Origin of the sequence: Streptomyces fagopyri (assembly GCF_009498275.1) — a bacterium.
Classification (GTDB): domain Bacteria; phylum Actinomycetota; class Actinomycetes; order Streptomycetales; family Streptomycetaceae; genus Streptomyces; species Streptomyces fagopyri.
The window spans coordinates 1344369-1361559 of sequence record NZ_CP045643.1 but is presented as its reverse complement, the minus strand read 5'-3'; the positions used below and the strand labels follow the sequence as shown (position 1 = coordinate 1361559).

Annotated in this window: 15 protein-coding genes; 7 read left to right on the top strand and 8 right to left on the bottom strand. The window is 71.6% G+C overall.

From position 1 onward, the window contains the following. Positions 1–19: 19 nt before the first annotated feature. Genes GFH48_RS05785 through hypE form a run of 3 tightly spaced genes read left to right on the top strand, consistent with a single transcriptional unit; the run spans position 20 to position 2530 of the window. Entirely contained in the window at positions 20–328 is a 309-nt protein-coding gene (locus GFH48_RS05785) for a HypC/HybG/HupF family hydrogenase formation chaperone (protein ID WP_153287223.1), read from the top strand. Further along, positions 325–1449: a hydrogenase formation protein HypD gene (hypD, locus tag GFH48_RS05780; protein ID WP_153287222.1), complete on the top strand. Its 1125-nt coding sequence runs from the start codon at positions 325–327 to the stop codon at positions 1447–1449. The genes GFH48_RS05785 and hypD overlap by 4 nt, the downstream gene beginning before the upstream one ends. 25 nt (positions 1450–1474) lie before the next feature. Further along, positions 1475–2530 (top strand): hydrogenase expression/formation protein HypE, encoded by a 1056-nt coding sequence (gene hypE, locus GFH48_RS05775; RefSeq protein WP_153292739.1) that lies wholly within the window; start codon positions 1475–1477, stop codon positions 2528–2530. Positions 2531–2639: 109 nt separating this feature from the next. On the opposite strand, the gene GFH48_RS05770 is transcribed toward hypE, so the two are convergent. After that, the gene (locus GFH48_RS05770) at positions 2640–3446 is read right to left on the bottom strand and encodes a COG4705 family protein (protein WP_153287221.1); all 807 of its coding nucleotides are present in this window, start codon (positions 3444–3446) and stop codon (positions 2640–2642) included. Between the two features lie 597 nt (positions 3447–4043). On the opposite strand from GFH48_RS05770, the gene GFH48_RS05765 reads away from it, so the two are divergent. The 4 genes from GFH48_RS05765 to GFH48_RS05750 all read left to right on the top strand — a co-directional run bounded on the left by GFH48_RS05765 (position 4044) and on the right by GFH48_RS05750 (position 7541). Continuing rightward, positions 4044–4838, top strand: coding sequence for a SigB/SigF/SigG family RNA polymerase sigma factor (locus tag GFH48_RS05765; protein ID WP_153292738.1), 795 nt, complete (start codon positions 4044–4046; stop codon positions 4836–4838). A 422-nt stretch (positions 4839–5260) separates the two neighbouring features. Then, positions 5261–5941, top strand: a complete 681-nt coding sequence (locus GFH48_RS05760; protein WP_153287220.1) for an ABC transporter permease — start codon at positions 5261–5263, stop codon at positions 5939–5941. After that, positions 5938–6609, top strand: coding sequence for an ABC transporter permease (locus GFH48_RS05755; RefSeq protein WP_153287219.1), 672 nt, complete (start codon positions 5938–5940; stop codon positions 6607–6609). The genes GFH48_RS05760 and GFH48_RS05755 overlap by 4 nt, the downstream gene beginning before the upstream one ends. Then, complete coding sequence (locus GFH48_RS05750) at positions 6606–7541, top strand: ABC transporter substrate-binding protein (RefSeq protein WP_153287218.1); 936 nt, start codon at positions 6606–6608, stop codon at positions 7539–7541. The genes GFH48_RS05755 and GFH48_RS05750 overlap by 4 nt, the downstream gene beginning before the upstream one ends. A 310-nt stretch (positions 7542–7851) precedes the next feature. On the opposite strand, the gene GFH48_RS05745 is transcribed toward GFH48_RS05750, so the two are convergent. The 7 genes from GFH48_RS05745 to rhaI all read right to left on the bottom strand — a co-directional run bounded on the left by GFH48_RS05745 (position 7852) and on the right by rhaI (position 17014). After that, positions 7852–9006, bottom strand: coding sequence for an ABC transporter ATP-binding protein (locus GFH48_RS05745; RefSeq protein ID WP_153287217.1), 1155 nt, complete (start codon positions 9004–9006; stop codon positions 7852–7854). A 22-nt stretch (positions 9007–9028) separates the two neighbouring features. Next, positions 9029–9676 carry a LutC/YkgG family protein gene (locus GFH48_RS05740; RefSeq protein WP_153287216.1) on the bottom strand — a complete coding sequence of 216 codons (648 nt, stop codon included), beginning with the start codon at positions 9674–9676 and terminating at the stop codon, positions 9029–9031. Then, positions 9673–11154, bottom strand: coding sequence for a LutB/LldF family L-lactate oxidation iron-sulfur protein (locus tag GFH48_RS05735; RefSeq protein WP_153287215.1), 1482 nt, complete (start codon positions 11152–11154; stop codon positions 9673–9675). The genes GFH48_RS05740 and GFH48_RS05735 overlap by 4 nt, the downstream gene beginning before the upstream one ends. Continuing rightward, positions 11151–11906, bottom strand: coding sequence for a (Fe-S)-binding protein (locus GFH48_RS05730; protein ID WP_153287214.1), 756 nt, complete (start codon positions 11904–11906; stop codon positions 11151–11153). Before GFH48_RS05730 ends, GFH48_RS05735 begins: the two co-directional genes overlap by 4 nt. 95 nt (positions 11907–12001) lie before the next feature. Continuing rightward, complete coding sequence (locus GFH48_RS05725) at positions 12002–13450, bottom strand: rhamnulokinase (protein ID WP_153287213.1); 1449 nt, start codon at positions 13448–13450, stop codon at positions 12002–12004. Further along, a complete protein-coding gene (locus GFH48_RS05720; RefSeq protein WP_153287212.1) occupies positions 13447–15486 on the bottom strand; it encodes a bifunctional aldolase/short-chain dehydrogenase in 2040 nt (679 codons plus the stop codon). The genes GFH48_RS05725 and GFH48_RS05720 overlap by 4 nt, the downstream gene beginning before the upstream one ends. 367 nt (positions 15487–15853) lie before the next feature. Continuing rightward, positions 15854–17014: an L-rhamnose isomerase gene (gene rhaI, locus GFH48_RS05715; RefSeq protein WP_153287211.1), complete on the bottom strand. Its 1161-nt coding sequence runs from the start codon at positions 17012–17014 to the stop codon at positions 15854–15856. Between the last annotated feature and the right edge of the window lie 177 nt (positions 17015–17191).

Genomic DNA, 17191 nt, shown 5'->3' with positions numbered 1-17191 from the left:
CTACAGCAAGGAGAGGCCCATGTGCCTGGCGGTACCCGGCAGAGTGCTGGACATCGAGGAACGGGACGGTACCCGGATGGCCAACGTCGATTTCGGCGGTGTGGTCAAGGAGGTGTGCCTGGAGTACCTGCCCGACCTCCAGGTCGGCGAGTACGCCATCGTCCACGTCGGATTCGCCCTCCAGCGGCTGGACGAGGAGTCGGCGAAGCAGACGCTGGAACTGTTCGCCACCCTCGGCATGCTGCAGGAGGAGTTCGGCGACCCCTGGGAAATGGCCGCGGAGGCGGGCGGAACCCTGCCGCCCGAGGGAGAGGGTGCGCGGCTGTGAAGTACATCGACGAGTTCCAGGACCCGGACCTGGCGCGCCGGCTGCTCGACGACATCCATTCCACGGTGACCAGGCCGTGGGCGCTGATGGAGGTCTGCGGCGGACAGACGCACACCATCATCCGACACGGCATCGATCAACTCCTGCCCGATCAGGTCGAGTTGATTCACGGCCCCGGCTGTCCGGTGTGCGTCACACCGCTGGAGGTGATCGACAAGGCGCTGGAGATCGCCTCCCGCCCCGGGGTGATCTTCTGTTCCTTCGGCGACATGCTCCGGGTACCCGGCACCGGACGTGACCTGTTCCAGGTGCGGGGAGCGGGCGGCGACGTGCGGGTCGTCTACTCGCCGCTGGACGCCCTGCGGATCGCCCAGCAGAACCCGGACCGGGAGGTGGTCTTCTTCGGCATCGGGTTCGAGACGACCGCGCCGCCCAACGCCATGACGGTGTACCAGGCCCGCAGACTCGGCATCAGGAACTTCAGTCTGCTGGTGTCCCACGTGCGTGTACCCCCGGCCATCGAGGCGATCATGCAGTCGCCGAGCTGCCGGGTCCAGGGCTTCCTGGCGGCGGGACACGTGTGCAGCGTGATGGGTGTGGAGGAGTACCCGGAACTCGCGGAGCGCCACCGGGTGCCGATCGTGGTGACCGGATTCGAGCCGCTGGACATCCTCGAAGGCGTACGCCGGACCGTGGCGCAGCTGGAGCGCGGCGAGCACACCGTCGACAACGCCTACCCCCGCGCCGTCCGCCCGGAGGGGAACGCGGCCGCGCGGGCCATGCTGGAGGACGTCTTCGAGGTCACCGACCGGGCGTGGCGCGGTATCGGCGTGATTCCCGACAGCGGCTGGCGGCTGTCCGCCAAGTACCGTGACCACGACGCCGAGCACCGTTTCTCGGTCGAGGGCATCCAGACCAGGGAACCGGCCGAGTGCCGCAGCGGCGAGGTCCTCCAGGGCCTGCTCAAGCCGCACGAGTGCGAGGCGTTCGGAACCCTCTGCACCCCCCGCACCCCGCTCGGGGCCACCATGGTCTCCAGCGAGGGCGCCTGCGCCGCCTACTACCTCTACCGGCGCCTGGACCTCACCCCCGCCGCCCGGGAGGCGACCCCCGTTGTCTGACACCACGAAGACCACCGACGTGCGGATGCCCGTCCTCGACCCCGCGGCCTGGACCTGCCCGGCCCCGCTGCGCGACCAGCCCCGTGTCGTCATGGGGCACGGCGGGGGCGGGGCGCTCTCCGCCGAACTCGTCCAGCACATTTTCGCGCCCGCCTTCGGCGGCGGCGTGCTCGCCCAGATGGGCGACGCCGCCGCCCTGTCGCTGGGCGGTGTCCGGATGGCCTTCTCCACCGACTCGTTCGTGGTGCGGCCGCTGTTCTTCCCCGGCGGCAGCATCGGCGATCTCGCCGTCAACGGCACCGTCAACGACCTCGCCATGAGCGGCGCCCGGGCCGCGTACCTCTCCTGCGGCTTCATCCTGGAGGAGGGCGTCGAGATGGAGACGGTCGCCCGCGTCGCCGAGGCGCTCGGTGCCGCCGCGCGCACCGCGGGCGTGGAGATCGCGACCGGGGACACCAAGGTCGTGGAGTCCGGCCACGGCGACGGGATCTACATCAACACGGCCGGGATCGGGCTCATCCCGGCGGGAGTCGACCTGCGTCCGCAGCGGGTCGTACCCGGCGACGTCGTGATGGTCAGCGGCGCGATCGGTGTGCACGGCGTGGCCGTCATGAGCGTCCGTGAGGGCCTGGAGTTCGGGGTGGAGATCGAGAGCGACTGCGCGGCGCTCGGCGGGCTGGTCGACGCCATGCTCGCGGTCACCCCGGACCTGCACGTGCTGCGCGACCCCACCAGAGGCGGCCTCGCGGCCTCCTTGAACGAGATCGCCGCCGCCTCGGGCACCGGGGTCGTCATCCGGGAGCGCGACGTCCCGGTCCCGCCCGCGGTCGCGAACGCCTGCGCCGTGCTGGGGCTCGACCCCCTGTATGTCGCCAACGAGGGCAAGTTGGTGGCCTTCGTTCCCCGCGCGCACGCCGACGCCGTGCTCGACGCGATGCGCGCCCACCCGCTGGGTGCCGGAGCGACGGTCGTCGGCGAGGTGGTGGCCGATCATCCGGGCATGGTGGTCGCCCGTACCGGGCTGGGCGGCACGCGGGTGGTCGACATGCCGATCGGGGAGCAGCTGCCGAGGATCTGCTGACGCACAGGGCGGGGCGGAGGGGCGCGGGGAGCGGGGCGCGGGGAGCGGGGAGCGGGTCATGCTCCTCCCGCCCCGTCCCGCCCCCTTGCGGTGTGTCCCGCCCGATTCCTCATTCGGCGCCGGACGCCGGGTGCGGGGTGTCCCGGACGTCGGCACGGGAGACGGCGAGGTAGGCGACGAACCCGATGATGGCGACGGTCCAGGACAGAGTCACGGGACCCAGCCCGAGTCCGAGGCCGCCGCGTGTGTGACCGAGGGCCATCCAGTCGGCGACCGAGGCGCCGAGCGGGCGGGTGATGACGTACGCCGACCAGAAGGCGGCCACCGCGCCGAGGGTGCTCCAGCGGTGCAGGACGGCCGGGACGGCGATGGCGACGGCGTACAGCACGGCTGAGCCCAGGTAACCGAGGCCGACCGTGGCGGAGAGGTCCCCGGCGGCGGTACCGAGCGCGAAGGTGGCCGACACGGTGGCCCAGTAGAAGAGTTCGCGCCTACGGGTGCGGATGCTGTGGATGGAGAGCGTGCGCTCGCTCGCGTACCAGAGGACGAAGACCGCCGCCAGCGCGAGCATGAACAACGGGGTCGAGATCGTGTACGGCACGCCGAGGCCGACGTGCAGGATGTCCGCCGCCATGGTGCCGAACACGCTGACCATGACGATCGCCGTCCAGTAGATCCAGGCGACGTAGCGGCGGGCGGTGAGCTGGAGTGCCAGCGAGGCCGCGAGGGCCAGGCCGCCGAGGCCGACCGCGGGGACGGGCCCGAGCCTCTGCGCGAGGAAGTCCGAGGCGGTCTCACCCATGCCCGTGGTCAGCACCTTGATCACCCAGAAGCAGACGGTGACTTCCGGGACCTTGCTCGCCACGTGGGTGGCGGTGGTGGTGCGACGACGGGAGGTGAGGTGCTCTGTGCTCATGCCCGCACGATGACATGGCGAAGTGCCCTGGTCACAGGGGTCTTTGCCATTGCTTTGGGGCTTCTGGTGCAGATGTTGTCAGGCGCCGTGACGAGCCTGAACGCAACCTGAACACGTCGGCGGACACCCCTGGATCCGCTGGCCGGCGAGGCGGCCCGGATGATACGAAGACCGGTCGGCCGGCCGCGCGGGATCGCGCCGCAACGCGTCCGTGCCGGCGGCGGGCTTCCCCTCCCCGGGTCGTGCACGCCGCGTGAGAACCTCCGGAACCCCGCTCGTTCTCCGCGGAAATCGGCGACGCGGAAATTGCGGGAGGCGTGAACGGGGGCGGGTGAACACCGGACACGACACGTGAATAGGGAACACGTGAATTCGGCGGCCCTTTCCTCACGCTCCAGCGTCGGGCGGCTGCCCGGTGTCACTTTAATGAATCCAGGGGTTCCGAATGACCGTTTTGGGGTAATTTTAGTCACAGTGCTTCGGACAGGAGGCACGTCCGTGGGAGCTGGTCCGCCAGATCGCGGGTGTGCCCCGTCAGCGAGTGTGCGCCCTCCCCATGGACTGCCCGTCAGTAGCCCTGAGGGAGCGGTGAGCACCATGCACACCACGGTCAGCACGAGGCATCACCCGCACGACGACGCCCCCGACACCGGCGAGGCCTTCGCGCGGCTCGCGCGGCTTGCCGACGGACCCGAGCGGGAGGCGCTGCGGGACGAGATCGTCCGGGCCTGGCTGCCCATGGCGCAGCGCGTCGCCGGCCGGTACCGGGGCAGGGGAGAGGCCGTGGAGGACCTCGTGCAGGTCGCCGCGCTCGGCCTGCTCAAGGCCGTCGACCGCTACGACCCGGCCCGGGGCAACGCCTTCGAGAGCTACGCCGTCCCGACCGTCACCGGCGAGATAAAACGACACTTCCGCGACCACATGTGGATGCTGCACGTGCCGCGCCGCGTCCAGGAAGTGCGTGCCAGGGTCCGTACGGCGCTCAAGGAGCTCTCGCAGACCACACCGGGCCGGCAGCCCACCGTCGCCGAGATCGCCGCGTGCGCGCATCTGGACGAGGACGACGTACGCCTCGGGCTCGAAGCCCTGGACTGCTTCGCCACCCTCTCGCTGGACGCCGAACTGCCCGGCGAGGACGACGGATGCGCGCTGGCCGACACGCTGGGCGAGCTGGACGCCGGATTCGACCTGGTCATCGACCGGGAGGCGGTCAAGCCCGCGCTGCGCGGCCTCCCGGAACGCGAGCGCACCATCCTCTACCTGCGCTACTTCCGCGGAATGACCCAGCTCGGCATCGCCGAGCAGCTCGGGATCTCGCAGATGCACGTCTCGCGACTGCTCAGCACCTGCTGCAGCACTCTGCGCGAGCAGCTGCTCACCGAGGCGGCGTAGGGCGCGGGTGGTGCGGGTCTGCCCGGCCGTCCGGAGGGTCGCCCCATCCGGGCGGCCGGGGGGCGGGCTCACTGCCGAACCCTCCCGGGAATGGTTGGCCAGCGGACCGCCTCTCTCCGAACTACCTGGGTGGGCTCGATCCAAACAAATTCCGGGCGACGGGTTGGGTGTGCCGCCGCCCGTTTCGGACGCGGGCCGCGTCATTTCCGGCAATCCATTCCCGTGGCGGGCGAATACCGGCCGGAGGATCATTCGTGCGGACGGAAATGTTCCCCCGCGTTCCCGAGCCGCCGGATTCCGCCCGGCCCACCCCGGCCCACGTCGGGCGACGGCGGGACACGACCTCGTCCGCACGCACCCGGTGACGCCCGTACGGGTCACCAGAACGCGCCGCCCCTCCGGGGGACCGTTGCAATGGACAGATGACGGCGCCTCCGGACGACTGCCTCGCCCGCAACGAGTGGATCTGCGGTACGTATCTGACCACCCGACGCCAGATCCTTCTCGACGCCGTCGCCCAGCACCTGCAGCTCACCGTGCTCGCCGTCCTCCTGGGACTCGTGATCGCCCTGCCGCTGGCCGTTCTCGCCCGCCGCTGGGGCTGGGCCGCCGGCCCGGTGCTCGCGGTGACCACCATCCTCTACACCGTCCCGTCACTGGCGATGTTCTCGCTGCTCCTGCCCGTGTACGGACTGTCGGCCGCACTCGTCGTCGCCGGCCTCGTCCTCTATTCGCTGACCCTTCTCGTACGGAACATCCTCGCGGGGCTTCGCGCCGTTCCCGAGGAGACCCGGCAGGCCGCGCGCGGTCTGGGATACGGGCCCGTCCGGCTGCTGCTCACCGTGGAACTGCCGCTCGCCGTGCCCGCCGCCATGGCCGGACTGCGGATCGCCACCGTGTCGGCCGTCTCACTGGTCACCGTCGGCGCGATCGTCGGGTTCGGGGGCCTCGGCAACCTCATCTACGCGGGCATGAACACCTACTTCAAGGCCCAGGTGCTCACCGCCTCCCTGCTGTGCGTCGTCATCGCCGTGGCGGCCGACCTCCTGCTGCTCGGGGTGCAGTGGCTCATCACCCCCTGGACACGCGGGGCCCGCGGATGAACACCCTGGCCGAGGCGTGGCGCTGGCTCACCGATCCCGCGCACTGGACCGGCGACGACGGTGTTTGGCACCGCCTCGCCCAGCACCTCGTCCTCACCGCCGTCTGTCTGGTCGTCAGCTGCCTGATCGCGCTGCCCGTCGCGCTCGTCCTGGGCCACCTCGGCAAGGGCGGCGCCCTCGCGGTCAACCTCTCCAACGTCGGCCGGGCCGTCCCCACCTTCGCCGTCCTCGTCCTCCTGCTGCTCACCCCGCTCGGCAGATACGGCGAGGGGCCCACGATCGTCGCGCTCGTGCTGTTCGCCGTCCCGCCGTTGCTCACCAACGCCTACGTCGGCATGCGGGAGGTCGACCGCGGTGTGGTGCGGGCGGCACGCGGCATGGGTATGACGGGACGTCAGATCCTGTTCCGGGTCGAACTGCCCCTGGCCCTGCCGATGGTGATGAACGGCGTGCGGATCGCCGCCGTCCAACTGGTCGCGACCGCCACCATCGCCGCGCTCGCGGGCGGTGGCGGGCTCGGCCGGATCATCACCGCGGGATTCAACCTGGCGAGCACCCCGCAGGTCGTCGCCGGTGCCGTCCTGGTCGCCGTGTTCGCGCTGATCGTGGAAGGCGTCTTCGAGACCGCCGAACGGCTCGCGCCCCGACTGGTGAGGGGCTCGCGATGAGACGCCGGGCCGTCCTCGCGGGGGTGCTCCTGCCGGCCGGGTGTGCCTCCGGCCCGTCCCTGGAGAATCGCGGCGCCGTCACCGCGCCGCCCGGTGACAGCAAGCACCTGACCATCGGCTCGGCCGGGTTCACCGAGAGCGACCTGCTGGCCCAGATGTACGCCCTGCTGCTGCGGCAGGCCGGATACAGGACCTCCATGCTCACGGTCGCCAACCGCGAACTCTACGAACCCGCCCTGGAGTCCGGTCAGATCGACGTCGTGCCCGAATACGCGGCCACCTTCGCGGACTGGCTGAACGCCAAGACGCACGGGGCCGGCGCGCCTCCGGTCGGCTCGCCCGACCTCACCGCGACCATGAGGGCGCTGCGGTCGCTCGCCACGCCCCGCGGACTCACCGTCCTCGACCCCGGCAGGGCCGTCGACCAGAACGCCTTCGCCGTGACCGGCCGGTACGCCAGGCAGCACCGGCTGAAGAACCTCAGCGACCTCGGGGCGTCCGGCCTGAAGGTGCGGCTCGCGGCGGGCGACGAGTGTGTGGAGCGGCCGTACTGCGAACCGGGTCTGAGAAAGACGTACGGCATCGACATCACCGCGGTCGACCCCAAGGGCGTCGGCACCACCCAGGCGAAGCAGGCCGTGCAGAGCGGCCGGGACCAGATGGTGCTCACCACGACGACGGACGCGACGCTGGGTGAGTTCGGGCTCGTCCTGCTCGCCGACGACAAACACCTGCAGAACGCCGACTACATCGTGCCCGTCGTCAACCGCTCGCGCGCGGGCGGCGAGGGCGTCACCAAGGCACTCGGCAGAGTCAACGACGTGCTCACCACCGCGGACCTCGCGTCCATGAACCAGCAGGTCGACAGCTGGCGACGGCTTCCGGAGGACGTGGCACGCGCCTGGCTGAAGGAGAAGGGCCTGCTGAGGTGACCGGCCCGAGTGACCGTACGCGGCCGCGGAACTCCCTTCGATCAGGGGCTCCCCGGCTCCCGGACACACCCCGGCCGGCCAGGAGGCACCCCGCGAGGGGCGCGGGGAACCGCACGCCCAGCCCCCACCCACCGGCACCCGCCCCACCCACCGGCACCCGCCCCACCCACCGGCACCCGCGCCACCCACCCGCACTGCCTCCATCCACGCGCCCGCGCTCCCATACAGACCCGCGCCCGCACCCGCGCCCGCCTCGGCCCCCCCGGAACGCACCCCCACCCCGTGGCCCCCCCGAACCCCAGCGGAGCGCCTACGCCTTGGTCACCGAGTCGAACGCCACCTGCCCCCGCGCGACCCCCCGCGCGTCCGCGTCCACCGAGCGCCGCAGCGCCTCGTGCAGCTTCGCCGGGGTCAGCACCCCGAGGAAGCGCGCGCCCTCCAGCACCGCTACCCACCCCGCGTCGTGCTGGAGCATGACACCGAACGCCTGTTTGAGCGGGGCCCCCACCGGGACCCAGGAGTTCATGCGGTGGACGTGGTCCCCGACGGACCCGCCCCCGGTCAGCTCGTCGACACCCACCCAGCCGTGCAGGTCTCCCTCGGTGTCCAGCACCACCGCCCAGCGGGCGCTCCCGGAACGCAACCGTGCCGCGGCCGTCCCGGCCGGCTCGTCCAGGCGGGCGACGGGAGGCTGTTCCAGGTCGTCGCGCTGGATCTCGGTGACCGACAACCGCTTCAGCCCGCGGTCGGCCCCGACGAAGTCGGCGACGTACTGCGTGGCCGGGGTGCCCAGCACGGCCCCCGGCGTGTCGAACTGCTCGACGCGCCCCTGCCCGTACACCGCGATGCGGTCGCCGAGCCGGACCGCCTCCTCGATGTCGTGCGTGACGAGCAGCACCGTCTTGCGCACCGACTCCTGCATCCGCAGGAACTCGTCCTGCAACTGCTCGCGGACCACCGGGTCGACGGCCCCGAAGGGCTCGTCCATCAGCAGGACCGGCGGGTCGGCCGCGAGGGCCCGCGCCACCCCGACCCGCTGGCGCTGACCGCCCGACAACTGGTCCGGATAGCGGGATCCGTACGTCTTCGGGTCCAGGCCCACGAGATCGAGCAGCTCGGCGGCGCGGGCGCGGGCCTTCGCCTTCCGCCAGCCGACCAGGGTCGGCACGGTCGCGGTGTTGTCGAGGACGGTCCGGTGCGGGAACAGTCCCACCTGCTGGATGACGTACCCGATGCGCCGGCGCAGCCGGACCGGGTCGACGGTGGCGACGTCCTCGCCCGCCACGAGGATCCGGCCCGAGGTCGGTTCGATCAGCCGGTTGACCATCATCATGGTGGTCGTCTTGCCGCAGCCCGACGGGCCGACCAGCGTCACGAGTTCACCCTCGGCGACCTCGAAGGACAGGCCGTCCACGGCCGTCGTCCCGTCCGGATACCGCTTGGTGACCTGCTCGAACCGGATCATTCCCTCACGCTAACCGCGTGGATCAGGCTCCGCTCACCAGCACCACCTCCAGGGTCCGCGGGCCGTGCACCCCCTCGACCCGGTCCAGTTCGATGTCACTGGTCGCCGAGGGGCCGGAGATCCAGGTGAGCGGGCGGCGCGGGTCGAGGCGCTCCAGGGCCTGCGGCACGGAGGAGACGACCTGGTCGGGAACGCGGACCACACAGATGTGGTGATCGGGGATCAGCGTGATGCGCCGGCGTCCCTGGTCGGGGCTTCCGTCCAGTACCAGGGTGCCGGTCTCGGCGATCGCGAGCGCGCAGCCCGTGACCACGCTCTCCACCCGGTCCAGCTCGTGGGGCGTGCTCACGGCGCGGTCGTGGACGCGGGTGGGATCGGCGGCCGACATCCACTCGGGCGGCAGACCCGGCGGGACGAGGACGTACCGCGTGCCCCGCCCGGCCAGCAGCCGCATGATCAGGTGGGGCAGCTCCTCGTCGTCGGTGCGGTGCACGATCGCCCGGTAGTCCGCCAGGTTCTCGGCGAGCAGGTCCACCGTCCCGGCGACATCGCGCGTACCGTGCTCGAGCAGGTAGTTCCGCTCGACCGCCTGCTCGTACGGCGTGTCGTCGCGCGGTACGTCGGCGATCGCGCGGCGTACCCGGCCGAGGATCACGTCTCTGCTGCTCACTTGGCCTCCGTCTCCTTGCCGCCGTCCGTGCGCCGCCACCAGTCGCGGAACGGCTCCGCGGGCAACCGGGGCAGGTCGCGGCTCGCACTCCACGCCCTGCCGGGCCCCGGCATCGACCGCGGATGGAACCGGCGTGTCCGCGACGCCAGCCGCTGTCCCGCTCCCAGGGCGCCGGGACGGCTGAACACCCAGCGGGCCGCGCGCATCGCCGCCCGCTCGGCGGCGTGCCCCTTGGCCGGTTTGAGCACCACCCTGTTGCCCTCCCGTGTCGTCGGACCACCCTCGACGACCCGCTCCCGGAGATGGACCAGGACCTCCGGGATGTCGATGGCGACCGGGCAGACCTCGTAGCAGGCACCGCAGAGCGAGGAGGCGTACGGCAGCGAGGCGTCGACCGCGCCGGCGGTGCCCCGCAGCTGGGGGCTGAGGATCGCGCCGATGGGGCCCGGGTAGACCGAGCCGTAGGCGTGGCCGCCCGCCCGCTCGTACACCGGACAGACGTTGAGACACGCCGAGCAGCGGATGCAGCGCAGCGCCTGGCGGCCGACCTCGTCCGCGAGCGTGTCGGTGCGGCCGTTGTCGATCAGGACCAGGTGGAAGGTCCGCGGACCGTCCTCGTCCGTCGTGCCCGTCCACATCGAGGTGTACGGGTTCATGCGCTCCGCCGTCGAGGAGCGGGGGAGGGTCTGGAGGAAGACCTCCAGGTCCCGCCAGGTCGGCACGATCTTCTCGATGCCGACGACGGAGATCAGCGTCTCGGGCAGGGTCAGGCACATCCGCCCGTTGCCCTCGGACTCCACCACCATCAGCGTGCCGGTCTCGGCGACCATGAAGTTGGCGCCGGAGACGCCGACCTTGGCGCGCAGGAACTTCTCGCGCAGATGCAGCCGGGCGGCCTCGGCCAGCTCGGCGGGCGTGTCGGTGAGACCCTCGGGGGCCGGGCGGCCCCATTCGCCCATCTCACGGGCGAAGATGTCACGGATCTCGCCCCGGTTGCGGTGGATCGCCGGGACGAGGATGTGCGAGGGCCGGTCCTTGCCCAACTGCACGATGAGTTCGGCGAGATCGGTCTCGTAGGCGTGGACGCCCGCGGCCTCCAGGGCTTCGTTGAGCCCGATCTCCTGCGTGGCCATCGACTTGACCTTGACGACCTCGCTCTCACCGGTCGCCCGCACCAGTTCGACGACGATCCGGTTGGCCTCGTCGGCGTCGACGGCCCAGTGCACGACACCGCCGGCCGCGGTGACGGACTCCTCCAACCGCACCAGGTAGTGGTCGAGATGACGGAGGGTGTGGTCCTTGATCTGCTTGCCTGCCTCGCGCAGGGCCGCCCAGTCGTCGAGTTCGGACACGGCGACGGCGCGCTTGGCGCGGATCGTGTGCGTGGCGTGGCGCAGATTGCCGCGCAGGATCGGGTTGTCGACCGCCTCGCGGGCGGCCTCGGGGAAGGCCGGCATGCCGACGAAGGTGCCGCTCACGCGCTCGGCTCCCCTTCCGTGTTCGCGAGGATCTCCGCGATGTGCACCGGACGCATGTCCGTGCTCAGCCGGGTCATCGTGCCACCGATGTGCATCAGACAGGAGTTGTCGGCGGCGCACAGGACGTCCGCGCCGGTCGACTCGGCGTTGCGCACCTTGTCGGCGCCCATCGCCGCCGAGACGTCGGGGTTCTTGACGGCGAACGTGCCGCCGAAGCCGCAGCACTCGTCGGCGCCGGGCAGCTCGCGCAGTTCGAGTCCCTTCACGGCCCGGAGCAGCCGGCGCGGCCGGTCGCCGAGCCCGAGGCTGCGCAGCCCGTGACAGGTGGGGTGGTAGGTGACGGTGTGCGGGTAGTAGGCGCCCACGTCCGTCACTCCGAGCACGTCCACCAGGAACTCGGTGAGTTCGTACGTCTTCGGAACGACCGGGGCGAGCGTGGCGGCGAGGGTGTCCCCGCGGCCCTCCGCCCGTGCCCGCTCGCCCATCCGCGGATACAGCTCCCGCACCATCGCGCCGCACGACCCTGAAGGCGTCACGATCGCCTCGTACGCACCGAAGACATCGGAGAAGTGCCGGGCCAGCGGCTCGGCCTCATGCCGGTATCCGGTGTTGTAGTGCGCCTGCCCGCAACAGGTCTGGGCCATCGGGAAGTCGACCTCGACACCCAGTCTGGTCAGCAGTTTCACCACGGCGCGACCGGTGTCCGGATAGAGCGTGTCGTTGACACAGGTCAGGAACAGAGCGACACGCATCGCGGCTCCTAGAGATCGATCATCGGATGAGTGCAGGGTACGCGGCGGGCGGGCGCCAGGGGAGACCCCGCTCGTGGAGTCCGGCGATCGCCTGTTCACGGACCGGCGATCCGGTTCTGCGCGGCACGCCAGGCGGCGGGGTCCCCCCGGGGCTCGTACCGCCGCAACGGCTGTGTACGGGCGAGGAGTCGCCGCATCGCCGTACGGTCGCCGACCAGCCCGTGGGCCCGTGCCTGGACGAGGACGTTGCCGAGCGCGGCGGCCTCCGCCGGGCCCGCCACCACCGGCAGTCCGCAGGCGTCGGCGGTCAGTTGGCAGAGCAGTTCGTTGCGGGTGCCGCCGCCGACGATGTGTACGACGTCGACCGGGTGGTCGGCGAGCCGCCGCGCGTCGTCGACCGCCCGGCGGTGGGCGAGCGCGAGGGAGTCGAGGATGCAGCGGGTGATCTCGGCGCGGGACCCGGGCACGGGCTGCCCCGTGGTCCGGCAGGCGTCGGCGATCCGGGCCGGCATCCGGCCGGGGGCGAGGAAGACGGCGTCACCGGCGTCCACGACCGACCGCAGCGGGGGGATCTCGGCGGCGGCCCGCAGCAGTGCGCCGAGGTCGGGGTGGTCCCACTCGCGCAGACACTCCTGGAGCAGCCACAGCCCCATGATGTTGCGCAGATAGCGCACCGTGCCGTCCAGGCCCAGCTCGTTGGTGAAGTTGGCCGCGCGGCTCGCCTCCGTGAGGACCGGCGCGGCCAGTTCCAGGCCCGCGAGGGACCAGGTGCCGGTGCAGATGTAGGCGAAGCGTTCGCCCGCGGCGGGGACGGCGGCCACCGCGGAGGCGGTGTCGTGCGAGCCGACGGTCGTCACCGGGACCGGGCCGGTCAGTCCGGTCTCCTCCAGGACCCGGGGCGTCAGGAGGCCGGCCGGGTCGCCAGGGCGGCGCAGTGGCGCGAACAGCCCCAGGTCGATGCCGAGCCGCTCCGCGAGGCCGTACGCCCACTCACCCGTCCGCGGGTCGATCAGCTGGGTGGTGGAGGCGTTGGTCAGCTCCGTGCCCGCCTCGCCCGTGAGCCAGTACGCCAGCAGGTCGGGAATGAGCAGCAGCCGCTCGGCGTGGGCGAGTTGGGGGGTCGAGCGGGCCGCGGTGAGCTGGTACAGGGTGTTGAACGGGGCGTACTGGAGCCCGGTCGCCGCGTACAGCTCGGCGGCGGGCACGGTGGCCCACACCTGCTCCGCGACACCCTCGGTACGGGCGTCGCGGTAGTGCACCGGGTTGCCGAGCAGCGCGCCGTCGGCGTCCAGCAGCCCGTAGTCCACGGCCCAGCTGTCGATGCCGACGGAGTCGACCCGCCCGGCGGCGCGCAGTCCGTCGAGCACTCCGGCGTACAGCGAGAGGATGTCCCAGCGCAGCCCCTCGGGGACCCGCACCGGCCGGTTGGGGAAGCGGTGGGCCTCGGTGAGGTCCAGGGTCCCGGGGCCGACGCGGCCGACCATGACGCGCCCGCTGGACGCGCCGAGGTCGACCGCGGCGAAGGTCTTGTGGTGCTCGCTCATCGCAGGAATGCCGCCGCGACACCGGCGTCGACCGGGACGTGCAGACCGGTGGTGTGCGTGAGGTCCCCGCCGGTCAGCGCGAACACCGCGTTCGCGACGTGCTCGGGCAGCACCTCCCGCTTGAGGATGGTGCGCTGGGCGTAGAACTCGCCGAGCTTCTCCTCCTCGATCCCGTACGTGGCCGCGCGCTGGGCGCCCCAGCCGCCCGCGAAGATGCCCGAACCGCGTACCACCCCGTCCGGGTTGACGCCGTTGACACGGATGCCGTGCTCGCCGAGCTCGGCCGCCAGCAGCCGGACCTGGTGGGCCTGGTCGGCCTTGGTCGCGGAGTAGGCGATGTTGTTCGGGCCGGCGAAGACCGAGTTCTTGGACGCGATGTAGACGATGTCGCCGCCCAGCTGCTGCCGGATCATCACCCGGGCCGCCTCGCGGGAGACCAGGAAGGAGCCGCGGGCCATGATGTCGTGCTGGAGGTCCCAGTCCTTCGCGGTGGTCTCCAGGAGCGGCTTGGAGATGGAGATGCCCGCGTTGTTGACCACCAGGTCGACGCCGCCGAAGGCGAGCACCGCCGTCCGGAACGCCTCGGCGATCTGCTCCTCGGAGGTCACGTCGACGGTGACGGCGACGGCCCTGTCGGGACCGCCCAGCGACGTGGCGACGTCGGCGGCGTTCTCCGCGTTCAGGTCGGCGACCACCACGCAGGCCCCCTCGGCGACCAGCCGCTCGGCGATGGCCTTGCCGATGCCGCTGCCCGCGCCCGTCACCAGGGCCACCCGGGTGGCGAGCGGTTTGGGCCGGGGGAGCCGCTGGAGCTTGGCCTCCTCCAGCGCCCAGTACTCGATGCGGAACTTCTCCGACTCCTCGATCGGCGCGTAAGCGGAGACGGCCTCGGCGCCCCGCATCACGTTGATCGCGTTGACGTAGAACTCGCCCGCGACCCGCGCGGTCTGCTTGTCCTTGCCGAAGGAGAACATGCCGATACCGGGGATCAGCACGATCGCCGGGTCCGCGCCGCGCATCGCGGGGGAGCCGGCGTCGGCATGCCGCTGGTAGTAGGCCGCGTACTCCTCGCGGTACGTGCCGTGCAGTTCCTCGAGCCGCGCGACCGCCTCGTCCAGGCCCGCGGTGGCCGGCAGGTCGAGGACGAGCGGCCTGACCTTCGTACGGAGGAAGTGGTCGGGGCAGGAGGTGCCGAGGGCCGCGAGGCGCGGGTGCTCGGCGCTCGCGAGGAAGTCGAGGACGACGCCGGAGTCGGTGAAGTGGCCGACCTGCGGACGGTCCTGGGAGGCCAGGGCCCGCACGTACGGCGCGAGGGCCGCCGCGCGCTCGCGGCGCTCGGACGCGGCCAGGGCCGTGTAGCCCTCGACGACCGGCCCGAAGGGCTCCGGCCTGCCGCGCGCGGTGAGGAACGCCTCGGCCGTCCTGATGATGTGCAGCGAGTTGCGCTCGCACTCCTCGGCGGTGTCGCCCCAGGCGGTGATTCCGTGGCCGCCCAGAACACAGCCGACGGCCCGCGGGTTGGCCTCCTTGACGGCCGCGATGTCCAGGCCGAGCTGGAAGCCCGGCCTGCGCCACGGCACCCAGACCACGGTGTCGCCGAAGCACTCGGCGGTCAGTTTCTCGCCGTCGGCCGCGCAGGCCAGCGCGATGCCGGAGTCGGGATGCAGGTGGTCGACGTGGGCCGCGTCCACCAGGCCGTGCATCGCCGTGTCGATGGAGGGGGCCGCGCCGCCCTTGCCGTGCAGGCAGTAGTCGAAAGCGGCGACCATCTCGTCCTCGCGCTCCACACCGGGGTACACCTCGGTCATCGCCCGCAGCCGGTCCAGCCGCAGTACGGCGAGCCCGGACTCGGTCAGCGTGCCGAGGTCGCCGCCCGACCCCTTCACCCACATCAGCTCGACGTCGCCGCCGGTCACGGGATCGGTGTCGGTGCCCTTCGCGGACGCGTTGCCGCCCGCGTAGTTGGTGTTGCGCGGGTCGGCGCCGAGCCGGTGCGAGCGGGCCAGCAGAGCGGCGGCTTCGGGATGGGGTGCCATGGTCCTGGTCCTTAAGGAGTGAGGGTGAGAGGGAGTGACACGTATGGCTGAGAGGCGGGGACGGGGCCGCGCCAGGGGCGCGGGGAACGGCGCGAGCGGCTCACCGGCGCGCGGACCGCGGCCGGCCGTGCGGGGAGGCCGCGGGCACGGCGCGCCCCGGCGCCCGAGGGCTGTCCCGTGATCCCCGGCGGGCGCACGACGACAGCCACGGCACCGCGCCGCGTTGTCGGGGTCGCCCGGACACACCCGGTACGAGGACGTCCCTCCGCCTTCGCGACGCACCGCGTCCGACGCCGCGCGCCGATCCACCGGGGATCACGGGACAGTCCTTACCGGGGCCGTCGGCGGACGCGGTAGGACACGACGCCTACGCTCCCCAGCCGGCCTGCTCCCCGCCGACCCGTTCCGCGGCGATCTTCCCCGCCCAACCGGAGCGGTGGTACGCGGCCACCGGGTCACCGTCCAGTCCGAGCTCCTCGCGGACCTCGCGCAGCAGCGGCCGTACGTCGGTGTTGTAGGCGTCCATGATCACGGCGTTGGCGGCGAGCACGTCACCCTCGCGCTGGGCGGCGGCCAGCGCGTCCCGGTCCACGAGCAGCGCCTTCGCGGTGGCCTCCTGCACGTTCATCACCGACCGGATGATCGCCGGGATCTTCGCCTCGATGTTGTGGCACTGGTCCAGCATGAACGCGACGTCCGGGGCGAAGCCGCCGCCGCGGATCACCTCGTACATGATCCGGAAGAGCTGGAAGGGGTCGGCGGCACCCACCATCAGGTCGTCGTCGGCGTAGAAGCGCGAGTTGAAGTCGAAGCCGCCGAGCTTCCGCTCCCGCAGCAGCGTGGCGACGATGAACTCGATGTTGGTGCCGGGCGCGTGGTGCCCGGTGTCGACGACGACCTGCGCCTTGGGGCCGAGCTTGAGGCAGTGCGCGTACGCGGTGCCCCAGTCCGGCACGTCCGTCGTGTAGAAGGCGGGCTCGAAGAACTTGTACTCCAGGAGCATCCGCTGGTCGTCCCCGAGCCGCTCGTAGACCTGGGCGAGGGCCTCGGCCAGCCGGTCCTGACGCTCGCGGATGTCGTCCTGGCCGGGGTAGTTGGTGCCGTCGGCGAACCAGAGCTTCAGGTCCTTCGAGCCCGTCGCGTCCATGATGTCGACGCACTCGAACAGGTGGTCGAGAGCTTTGCGGCGCACCGTCGCGTCCGGGTGGCAGACGCTGCCCAGCTTGTAGTCGTCGTCCTGGAAGGTGTTGGAGTTGATCGTGCCCAGCCGCAGTCCGCGCTCCTCGGCGTACCCGGCCAGGGCCGCGTAGTCCTCGACCCTGTCCCAGGGGATGTGCAGCGCGACGCTCGGCGCGGCACCGGTGTGGGCGTGCACCTGGGCGGCGTCGTCCAGTTTCTCCCGCGGGCTGCGCGGCACGCCGGGCTGGGCGAACACCTTGAAGCGGGTTCCCGAGTTCCCGTACGCCCACGACGGCGTCTCTACTGCCTGGGTCTTGAGTGCGGCCTTCACCGCGGCGAGCTCGGTCACTTCGGGGCTCCTGTGACTTCGGGTGTGACGTCGGGTCTGAGCGACGGCGACTTCGGTCCGGACTGCTTCGATCTGAACAGGGGTGGTCTGAAACGATTCAGATGGTTGAAGCTATGAGCACCCCGAAAAGCTGTCAACCCCCTTGGCGAAGACCGCTCTTCGTGACTCGGTTGTGAC